The 9,948-nt window shown below is 74.0% G+C and carries 9 protein-coding genes and 2 pseudogenes; 3 read left to right on the plus strand and 8 right to left on the minus strand.

Features of this window, described 5'->3' with window-relative positions:
• The first annotated feature begins 161 nt into the window (after positions 1-161).
• Together dxs and AB0O09_RS38345 are read left to right on the plus strand one after the other, a co-directional pair.
• A complete protein-coding gene (gene dxs, locus AB0O09_RS38340) occupies positions 162-2,072 on the plus strand; it encodes a 1-deoxy-D-xylulose-5-phosphate synthase (RefSeq protein ID WP_363550362.1) in 1,911 nt (636 codons plus the stop codon).
• Positions 2,062-3,462: an aspartate aminotransferase family protein gene (locus tag AB0O09_RS38345; protein ID WP_363550365.1), complete on the plus strand. Its 1,401-nt coding sequence runs from the start codon at positions 2,062-2,064 to the stop codon at positions 3,460-3,462. The genes dxs and AB0O09_RS38345 overlap by 11 nt, the downstream gene beginning before the upstream one ends.
• 23 nt (positions 3,463-3,485) lie before the next feature.
• Here AB0O09_RS38345 and AB0O09_RS38350 read toward each other — a convergent pair whose 3' ends face one another.
• From AB0O09_RS38350 to fabG, 8 genes and pseudogenes are all read right to left on the minus strand, one after another.
• On the minus strand, positions 3,486-4,292 hold the full coding sequence (locus AB0O09_RS38350) for an NAD(P)-dependent oxidoreductase (protein WP_363550367.1): 807 nt from the start codon (positions 4,290-4,292) through the stop codon (positions 3,486-3,488).
• Positions 4,293-4,342: 50 nt separating this feature from the next.
• Positions 4,343-4,684 (minus strand): annotated as a pseudogene (locus AB0O09_RS38355) (enolase C-terminal domain-like protein); the annotation flags it as partial.
• Positions 4,685-4,887: 203 nt separating this feature from the next.
• Complete coding sequence (locus AB0O09_RS38360) at positions 4,888-5,406, minus strand: hypothetical protein (RefSeq protein WP_363550370.1); 519 nt, start codon at positions 5,404-5,406, stop codon at positions 4,888-4,890.
• A gap of 113 nt (positions 5,407-5,519) precedes the next feature.
• Positions 5,520-6,213 (minus strand): annotated as a pseudogene (locus AB0O09_RS38365) (IclR family transcriptional regulator).
• Between the two features lie 162 nt (positions 6,214-6,375).
• Positions 6,376-6,651, minus strand: a complete 276-nt coding sequence (locus AB0O09_RS38370; RefSeq protein WP_359984347.1) for a DUF6343 family protein — start codon at positions 6,649-6,651, stop codon at positions 6,376-6,378.
• Positions 6,652-6,691: 40 nt separating this feature from the next.
• Positions 6,692-7,435 (minus strand): phosphatase PAP2 family protein, encoded by a 744-nt coding sequence (locus tag AB0O09_RS38375; RefSeq protein WP_363550373.1) that lies wholly within the window; start codon positions 7,433-7,435, stop codon positions 6,692-6,694.
• Positions 7,436-7,573: 138 nt separating this feature from the next.
• Positions 7,574-7,765 carry a hypothetical protein gene (locus tag AB0O09_RS38380; protein WP_030272071.1) on the minus strand — a complete coding sequence of 64 codons (192 nt, stop codon included), beginning with the start codon at positions 7,763-7,765 and terminating at the stop codon, positions 7,574-7,576.
• A 210-nt stretch (positions 7,766-7,975) separates the two neighbouring features.
• Entirely contained in the window at positions 7,976-8,743 is a 768-nt protein-coding gene (gene fabG, locus AB0O09_RS38385) for a 3-oxoacyl-ACP reductase FabG (RefSeq protein ID WP_363550376.1), read from the minus strand.
• Positions 8,744-9,203: 460 nt separating this feature from the next.
• Here fabG and AB0O09_RS38390 point away from each other — a divergent pair.
• Positions 9,204-9,948, plus strand: a 745-nt coding sequence (locus AB0O09_RS38390) for a MarR family winged helix-turn-helix transcriptional regulator (protein ID WP_363550379.1), incomplete at its 3' end; no start/stop codon positions are given.

Here is a 9,948-nt window from a genome sequence, read left to right on the forward strand (position 1 = left end):
GCGCCCGCCCGTGTGCCCCCCCGACCGCCCCCCCGCGCGGCGCCGCCCGCCGGCCGCCCCCGCCCCCCCCGCGGGCCCCCGGACAACAGGCGAGCCGACCGCACCGGCCGCACCCTGGACACAGACGGTCATCGCTCTCCACCGAGTCGCGAGGTGAAGCCATGTCACTCCTGTCCACCATCAAGGGGCCCGCCGACCTGAGACGCCTGCCCGCCGGCGACCTCCCCCTGCTCGCCGACGAGATCCGCGACTTCCTGATCGACGCCGTCACCCGCACCGGAGGGCATCTCGGACCCAACCTCGGCGTGGTCGAACTGACCATCGCCGTCCACCGCGTCTTCGACTCCCCGCGCGACCGCATCCTCTGGGACACCGGCCACCAGGCCTACGTCCACAAGCTCCTCACCGGCCGGCAGGACTTCAGCCGCCTGCGCGGCCGCGGCGGCCTCTCCGGCTACCCCTCGCGCGCCGAGTCCGACCACGACCTCATCGAGAACTCGCACGCCTCCACCGCGCTCGGCTACGCCGACGGCATCGCCAAGGCCAACCAACTGCTCGGCCGCACCGACCGGCACACCGTCGCCGTCGTCGGCGACGGCGCGCTCACCGGCGGCATGGCCTGGGAGGCCCTCAACAACATCGCCGAGGCCGACGACCGACCCCTGGTCATCGTGGTCAACGACAACGAACGCTCCTACGCCCGCACCATCGGCGGCCTCGCCCACCACCTCGCTACCCTGCGCACCACCCGCGGCTACGAACGCTTCCTCGCCTGGGGCAAGGAGGCCCTGCAGCGCACCCCGATCGTCGGCCAGCCCATCTTCGGCGCCCTGCACGGCGCCAAGAAGGGCTTCAAGGACGCCTTCGCCCCGCAGGGCATGTTCGAGGACCTCGGCCTCAAGTACGTCGGCCCGATCGACGGCCACGACATCGGCGCCGTCGAACAGGCACTGCGCCGCGCCAAGCGCTTCGGCGGCCCCGTCATCGTGCACTGCATCACCGAGAAGGGCCGCGGCTACCGCCCCGCCGAACAGGACGAGGCCGACCGCTTCCACGCCGTCGGCGCCATGGACCCGTACACCTGCCTGCCGGTCTCGCCCTCCCGCGGGACCTCCTGGACCTCCGTCTTCGGCACCGAGATGGTCGAACTCGGCAGGGAACGGGCCGACGTCGTCGCCGTCACCGCCGCCATGCTCCAGCCGGTCGGGCTCGCCGACTTCGCCGCCGCCCACCCCGACCGCACCTTCGACGTCGGCATCGCCGAACAGCACGCCGTCGCCAGCGCCGCCGGCCTCGCCACCGCCGGACTGCACCCGGTCGTCGCCGTCTACGCGACCTTCCTCAACCGGGCCTTCGACCAGGTGCTGATGGACGTCGCCCTGCACAGGCTGGGCGTCACCTTCGTCCTCGACCGGGCCGGCGTCACCGGCAACGACGGAGCCTCCCACAACGGCATGTGGGACATGTCGATCCTCCAGGTCGTCCCCGGCCTGCGGCTCGCCGCCCCGCGCGACGCCGAACAGCTGCGCACCCAGCTCCGCGAGGCCGTCGAGGTCCCCGACGCACCCACCGTGCTGCGCTTCCCCAAGGGCGACCTCGGCCCCGGCGTGCCCGCCCTGGAACGGGTCGGCGGCGTCGACGTGCTGCACCGCACCGGGCCCGCGCCCGAGATCCTGCTGGTCGCCGTCGGCGCGATGGCCCCCGCCTGCCTCGACGCCGCCGCCCTGCTGCTCGCCGAGGGCTTCACCGCCACCGTCGTCGACCCCCGCTGGGTGAAGCCGGTCGACCCCGCCCTGGTCGACCTGGCCGCCGCCCACCGGCTCGTCGTCACCGTCGAGGACAACGGCCGCACCGGAGGCGTCGGCGCCGCCGTCGCCCAGGCCATGCGCGACGCCGGTGTCGACACCCCGCTGCGCGACCTCGGCGTCCCGCAGGAGTTCCTGGCGCACGCCGGCCGCGGTGAGATCCTCGAGGAGATCGGACTCACCGGCACCGGCGTCGCCGCCCAGACCGCCGCCCACGCCAAGCAGCTGCTACCGATCCGAGGAGCGAACCAGCACCATGCCGGCTGACCGTCCCACCGGGGGCCTCGACCTCGCCGCCCTGCTCGCCGACCGCGCCGCCGAGCGCTACGAGCTGCACGCCAGGTACCTCAACCCGCAGCTGCCCCGGATGCTGCACACCATCGGCTTCGACAAGTACTACGAGCGCGCCGAGGGCCCGTACTTCTACGACGCCGACGGCAACGAGTACCTGGACATGCTGGCAGGGTTCGGGATCTTCGCGCTCGGCCGGCACCACCCGGTGGTGCGCGCCGCCGTGCAGCAGGTCATGGACCTCGGACTGCCCGACCTCACCCGCTTCGACTGCGCCCCGCTCCCCGGCCTGCTCGCCGAGCGGCTGCTCGCCGAAGCCCCCGGCCTGGACCGGGTGTTCTTCGGCAACAGCGGCACCGAGGCGGTCGAGACCGCGCTCAAGTTCGCCCGCTGCGCCACCGGCCGGCGGCGGATCCTCTACTGCGACCACGCCTTCCACGGCCTGACGGCGGGCTCGCTCTCGGTCAACGGCGAGAGCGGCTTCCGCAAGGGCTTCGAGCCGCTGCTGCCGGACACCGCGGTGCCGCTCGGCGACCTCGGCGCGCTGGAGAAGGAGTTGAAGAAGGGCGACGTCGCCGCACTGATCGTCGAACCGATCCAGGGCAAGGGCGTGCACGCCGCCCCGCCCGGCTGGCTGTACGCCGCGCAGGAACTGCTGCACGCCCACAAGGCACTGCTGATCTGCGACGAGGTGCAGACCGGCATCGGCCGCACCGGCGACTTCTTCGCCTACCAGCACGAGGAGGGCGTGCGGCCCGACCTCGTCTGCGCGGCCAAGGCGCTCTCGGGCGGCTACGTGCCGATCGGTGCGACCCTCGGCAAGGACTGGATCTTCGACAAGGTGTACTCGTCGATGGACCGGGTGCTGGTGCACTCCGCCAGCTTCGGCTCCAACGCGCAGGCGATGGCGGCCGGCCTCGCCACGCTCCACGTGATGCGCGACGAGCAGGTGGTGGCCAACGCCCGGAAGGTCGGCGACCTGTTCCGCGGCCGGCTCGCGGAACTGGTCGACCGGTACGAGCTGCTGGCCGACGTGCGGGGCCGCGGGCTGATGATCGGCATCGAGTTCGGCCGGCCCAAGTCGCTGAAGCTGCGCACCGGGTGGACGGCGCTGCAGGCCGCCCGCAAGGGGCTGTTCGCGCAGATGGTGGTCGTGCCGCTGCTGCAGCGGCACCGGATCCTCACCCAGGTGTCCGGCGACCACCTGGAGGTGATCAAGCTGATCCCGCCGCTGATCATCACCGAGAAGGAGGTCGACCGCTTCGTCGACGCCTTCACCGGGGTGATGGACGAGGCGCACCGCGGCAGCGGCCTGATGTGGGACTTCGGCCGCACCCTGGTCAAGCAGGCGGTCGGCGGGCGGTGAACTCCGCGCCCTGACCCGACCGCTCAGCGTGGTGGTTCGATCTCGGTGAAGGCGCCGCCGAGGAAGCGGGCGTCGACGCCGTCCGGCTCCGGTTCGCCGTGTTCGGCGATCACCTCGGCGGCGTACGCCTCGGCGTCGTCCTGCGGTTCGTAGCCGAGCGCCCGGGCCGGGGCCAGGTCCCACCAGGCGCGGGTGTTGGCGCTGATGCCGTTGACCACCACGTGGCCCTCGACGGGGGCGGTGAGGGCGGCGTGCACCAGCCGGGCGCAGTCGGCGGGGCTGAGCCAGGTGGAGAGCATCCGGGTGGAGCGCGGCTTCGGGAAGCAGGAGCCGATCCGGATCGAGACGGTGTCGATGCCGTACTTGTCGGCGTAGAGCTGGGCCAGGCCCTCGCCGAACACCTTCGACAGGCCGTAGTAGGTGTCGGGCCGGGGCGGCACGTCGGTGCCGATCAGGCCCCGGCCGCCCGGGCCGAGGCCGTGCAGCGGGGTGAAGCCGACGGCGTGGTTGGAGCTGGCGAAGACCACCCGCCGCACCCCCTCCAACCGGGCGGCCTCGTAGAGGTGGTAGGTGCCTTCGACGTTGGCGCCGAGGATGCGGGCGAAGGTGTCCTCCAACGAGATGCCGCCGAGGTGCACGACCGCGTCCACGCCGCGGACGGCCGCCCGGACGGCCCCGGCGTCCCGCAGGTCGAAGGCGAGGGCGTCCGGGGCGTCCGGGACCGGTGCGAGGTCGGCGAGCCGGAGGCGGTGGCCGTACGCGGGCAGCAGCTCGCGCAGCATGCTGCCGACGCCGCCGGCCGCGCCGGTGAGCAGGATGGTCCGTGGCATCGTCGGTCCGTGGTGATCGTGTGGCGCTTGACGTGGTCGAGGTCGAGGTGGTCGCCGAGGCCCGGCCGGTCGGGGAGCCGGACGGTGCCATGCTCGTCCATCGCGTCCACGATCGCGTGGAGGTGCGGCGGCACGGCGTCGAAGTCGGTGCGGGGGTGGAGCAGCCCGCGTTCGTACCGGCGGTTGCCGGTGGCGCCGAGCAGCGAGAGCTTGGCGGAGCCGTTGCCCTGCACCTCGCAGTCCATGCCGATGGCCTCGGCGAGGTGCAGGGTGCGGACGGCCGGGGTGATGCCGCCGACGTCGGCCCGGGTGCTGGAGTCCGCCGACGGGCCGGTGCTGCCCGACCCGGCCCGCACCCTGCCGCTCGCCGCGTCCCACCGGCGGCCCGGCACCGTGCTCGCGGCCGACCTGCCGGTGGTCGCCGGGCCGGGCGGGCCCCGCCGCGGGCCGTCCCGGGCGCCGACGAACTACGGCTCCACCACGCGGGCCCGGCCTTCGACGCGGACCTGGCGGCGGTGCGGCTGCTGCGGCCGGCGGGCTGACACGCACGCGGGCCCCGACCGGAGGACGGTCGGGGCCCGCGGCTGTCGACGGGTCAGATGCGGGTGCACAGGCCCGAGGCCTGCACGGCGGCGAGGATCTTCTCCGAGACCTCCGGGCCGAAGCCTTGCGGGTGCGCGGCGGAGGTGAAGGTGCTGCCCGCCACCTCGACCAGCCTGGCGTGGTCCTTCGGGTAGTTGTAGACGGCCTGGCACTGCTTGCGGGCCGCCTCCACCGTCTTCGCCGGCCCCGCCGAGACGATGTCCGGGTCCAGCGCCTTCAGCGCCGCGACCAGCTTGGCGGCGGTCGCGGAGTCCGGCTCGGCGGGCAGCCCGGCGTTCGACGGCGGCGCGGGCTTGGCGCCGGCCGGCGTGCCGGCAGCGGCGTCGCCGGAGGCTGCGGCCCCGGACACGGCGGGGGCGCCGGAGGCGGCCGGAGCGGCGGAGGCCGCCGGGGCGGCGGAGGCGGGTGCGGCGGGGTCGGCCTTCGACGCGGAGCCGGTGGAGCCGGAGCATCCGGCCAGCCCGATCACGGCGGCGGCCGCGACGGCCACGGTGAGGGAACGTGTGCGCATGGCGGACAGACTGTCATGCCCGCTGCGATCGGGGGAGGGGTGGACCGGGATCGGGCCGTCGGACGAGCCGCCCCGCCCCGCGCCGGCCGGTGCGGTGCGGGGCGAGCGGTCGGTCAGAGGTGCCGGGTGGCGAGGGTGAGGCGGTCGCGGGCGTCCATCGGGGCGTCGCGGATCGTCTGCTCACGGCCCGGGGTCAACCGGGCGACCGGCACCGACACGCTCACCGCGTCCCGCGCGGGATGCCGGTAGGGGATCGCCACGCCGAAGCAGCGCACGCCGAGGGTGTTCTCCTCGCGGTCCACGGCGTAGCCGAGCTCGCGCACCCGCTGCAGCTTCGCGATGAGCTCCTCGCGGTCGGTGCGGGTGTGCTCGGTGCGCGGCTCCAGCTCCTCCGGCAGCAGCCGGCGGATCTGCTCGTCGGTTTGGGTGGCCGGCAGTGCCTTGCCGTGCGAGGTGCAGTGCGCGGGCAGCCGCCCGGCCGATCCGGGTGAAGGGCCGCAGGCTGTGCGGGGACTGACGGGTCGCCAGGTGCACCACGTCGGTGCCGTCGAGGCGGGCGAGGTGGATCGTCTCGCCGGCGTCGTCGGCCAGCCGGTCCAGGGTCGGGCGGGCCTCGGCCACCGCCTCGTCGCCGTCGATGTACGAGCTGCCGACCAGCAGGGCGCGGACGCCGATGCCGTAGCGGGTGCCGGTCGCGTCGGTCTCCACCCAGCCGAGCTCGACCAGGGTGCGCAGCAGCATGTACAGGCCGGACTTGGGGTACCCGGTCTGCTCCTGCACCTCGGCCTCGGTCGGCGCCACCGCGATCGAGCGCCGGCTCCGCCCGGTCAGCCACCAGAACGCCCCGGAGGAGCTGCTGCCGCCCGAACTGCGCGACGCCGACCCGTTCGGAAGCCCGCTCGGACTGGCCCCGCCGGGGCGACGGACGCCGCGTGCCCTGACGCCCCGCGGCGAGCGCCGGGCCGGGCGTCACAGCTCGGTGCGGCGGCGCCGGACCACCACGTACAGGTCCACGGCGGCGAACACCGTCAGCACCCCGGAGAGCACCGCGAAGCCCGTCAGCGCACCGCTGCTCGGCAGGTCGGAGCCGGTGCTGCGGGAGGCCCAGAGCGCGAACCCGGCCGTCATCGCCACGAACACCGGCAGGAACATCACCGACAGCAGGAAGCGCAGCTTCAGATCGCTGCGGGCGGTCGCCGGCTCGGTGCCGCTGCGCCAGTACCGGGGTGTCCTCGCCGGACGCATGGCGCTCACCTCCAGCCCCCCTTCCAGGGTAGGCCCGGGGTCAGCGCCCGGTGCGGCGGGCCGGGCCGTGGTACAGCGCGGTGATCCGGCGGTCCGCGGCGTCCACCAGCGGCTCGGCGAGCGGCAGGGCGAGCAGCACCAGCAGGCCGGCCGTCCAGCCGGCCACCACGTCCGAGATCCAGTGGGTGCCGAGGTAGACGGTGGTGAGGCCGATCGACGCCGCCGTCAGCCCGGCCAGCACCGCCCCGGTGCGCCGCCACCGCACCGCCAGGTAGGCGAGGACGCCCCAGGTCACCACCGCGTTGGCGGTGTGCCCGGACGGGAAGATCGTTCCTCCGGCGAACAGCTCGGGGGAGTCGATGACGTGCGCGTAGTGCGGGCCGAGCCGACCGGTGACGATCTTGACGCCGCCCACGGTGATGTTGAGGAGCAGCAGGGCCGCGCCCATCACCAGCAGCGGCCGCACGGTCCGGCTGCGCCAGGAGCGCCAGCCGAGCCAGAGGCAGGCGGCGACCGCGGAGGGGCCGCGCTGGCCCGCCACGATCCACACGTCGAGCAGCGGCCGCACCTCGGGCCACCGCTTGTACGGCTTGAGCAGCTCCAGCCACCAGTCGAAGCGGACCAGGGCGGTGTCGGCGAGCACCCCGACCACGACCGCCGCGTACACCAGAGCGGTGGCGGCGATCAGCAGCACGCGCCCGCGGCCGATCGGCGCCCGGGCCGGCTCCGCCGGCGGGACGGCCGCGGACCGCCGGTCGAGGGGGGATTCGGTCAGGACTCGCACCCCAGAGACCCTACCCGCTGCACCACGGCGGTCCGGGCCGGGCCGGGACCGCCGGTTCCCCCGCCGGAGCCGCGGCGGCGGAACGCGAGAGGCCCCGCGGGCGCGGGGCCTCTCGGCGGCGGCGGTACGGACTCCAGATCAGGGGAGCAGGCGCTCCACGGCGACCCGGCCGTACTTCTGGAGGTCCTGCCGGGCCTTCTCGATGAGCTCCGGCGTGGGGGTGCGGCCGGAGGCCATCACCAGGTCCTCGGGGTCGACGGGGTGCTCCGCCCCGGTGTGGAGCAGGTGGTCCGGGGTGGGCATCGATCGGCTGTCAGTGGACTCGGACATGGAGGCCTCCAGTGGTACGAGTGCCGACCGTGCCGTCGGCGACCGGCCGGCTGCGGCTCCGCGGCCCTCCTCGGGCAGCGGACGTCTGCTACCGAGTGTGGACCATCGGAGGGCCTGTGCGCACTGCGACGCTCGGGCTTCTTCCGCACCGCGGCGACCGGCACGTCCGCGCCGGTCGCCGCGGTGCGGTCCGCAGCACCCGTCCGCGGGTCAGTCGAGCGGGCCGCCGGCCACGTACACGACCTGGCCGGAGACGAAGCCGGCGCCCTCGCTCGCCAGGAAGGAGATGGTGTGGGCGACGTCCTCGGGGGTGCCGACCCGGTTCACCGGGATCTGGGTCGCGGCGGCCTGCTTGAACGCCTCGAACTCCATGCCCACCCGGGCGGCGGTGGCCGCAGTCATGTCGGTGGCGATGAAGCCGGGGGCGACCGCGTTGGCGGTGATGCCGAACTTGCCGAGCTCGATCGCCAGGGTCTTGGTGAAGCCCTGCAGACCGGCCTTCGCGGACGAGTAGTTGGCCTGGCCGCGGTTGCCCTGGGCGGACGAGGAGGAGAGGTTGACGATCCGTCCGAAGCCGGCGTCCACCATGTGCTTCTGCACCGCACGGGTCATCAGGAAGGCGCCTTTGAGGTGCACGTTCATGACGGTGTCCCAGTCGGACTCGGACATCTTGAAGAGCAGGTTGTCGCGGAGCACGCCGGCGTTGTTCACCAGCACCACGGGGGCGCCGAGTTCGGCGGCGATCCGGTCGACGGCGGCCTGCACCTGCTCGGCGTTCGAGACGTCGGCGCCGACGGCGAGCGCACGGCCGCCCGCGGCCACGATGGCGTCCACGGTCTGCTTGCCCGCGGACTCCTCCAGGTCGACCACGGCGACGGCGTAGCCGTCGGCGGCCAGGCGCAGGGCGGTGGCGGCGCCGATGCCGCGGGCGCCACCGGTGACGACGGCGACCCGGGTGGCGGGGGACTGTTCGGTCATGCTCGTACTCGTCTCTCTCGGAGGGGAGGGAGGCCGGCACCGGGGGCGGCGGCCTCCCCGCGCGCCCCGGCCGGTGAGCCCGGGGCGAAAGGTGGTACACAGCGCGCTGCGGCGACACCCTACCGGCGGGTAGTCTCGTGGGCCAGGGTATAGAGCCGCAGGTGACGGAGGGTGAGGGCAGGCAGCGGCCGGACGGGCGAAACCCGACCTGTCGTGGGCCCGACAGATGGCGGAAATATGCCAACTTTGCCGAACATGCGACTACTATCAGCCCCTGCCTGCCAGGGCGGCTGAACCGTTTGTATAGTGTGCGCCAGCAGCCACCGGCTGCACGGCTGACGCGCCCTCCCACACAGCGGGACGCTTACTCGCCGTTACTGCCCCGCTCGGGTGTCCCACACACACCGAGCGTGACACCGGGACGGATTTCATGGTGCTGGGGGAGATCCCGACAACCCGAGTGGCTGGTCGACTGCAGCAGTCGCCCGGCCACCTCATCCGAGTGGCCCAGCAGGTGCACACCCGCTTGTGGTCCGAGCACGTCGGAGCCGATCTGACGGCTCCGCAGTTCGCCGTGCTCCTCGCGCTCGCCCTCGAGCCCGGTGCCGATCAGCGCACCGTGGGCGAACGGGCCTCGCTGGACAAGGCGACGATGGCCGAGATGGTGGCCCGACTCGTCCGACGCGGCCTGGTGCTGCGCCGGCGCGACCCGGCCGACGGCCGGCGCAAGCTGCTGGCCCTGTCTCAGAACGGCGCCCAGGCGGTCCGCGAGGCCACCGGCGGAGTCGTCCGCGTGCAGCGGACGCTCTTCGAGCCGCTCACCCCCGACGAGCAGATCGAGATCGTCCGGGTCATGGCCAAGATAGCCCGGCTGGAACCGGCCGCGGTCGCGGCGCTGACCGACGCGCGCCCGCTGCTCGACGCCCAGCGGGCGATCGGCTACCTCATCCGGGTGGCCCAGCAGGTGCACACCAAGCTCTGGTCCGACAAGGTCGGCGCCGAGCTGACCGCGCCCCAGTATGCGGTGCTGGAGGCGCTGGAGACGGAGCCGGGTGCGGACCAGCGCACCGTCGGCGAACTCGCTTCGCTGGACAAGGCGACGATGGCCGAGATGGTCAGCCGGCTCGTCCGGCGCGGCCTGGTGCTCCGCCGCCGCGACCCCTCGGACGGGCGGCGCAACCTGCTGTCGCTCTCGCCCGCCGGGC

It is taken from the genome of Kitasatospora sp. NPDC093679 (assembly GCF_040683455.1).
GTDB lineage: Bacteria > Actinomycetota > Actinomycetes > Streptomycetales > Streptomycetaceae > Kitasatospora > Kitasatospora arboriphila.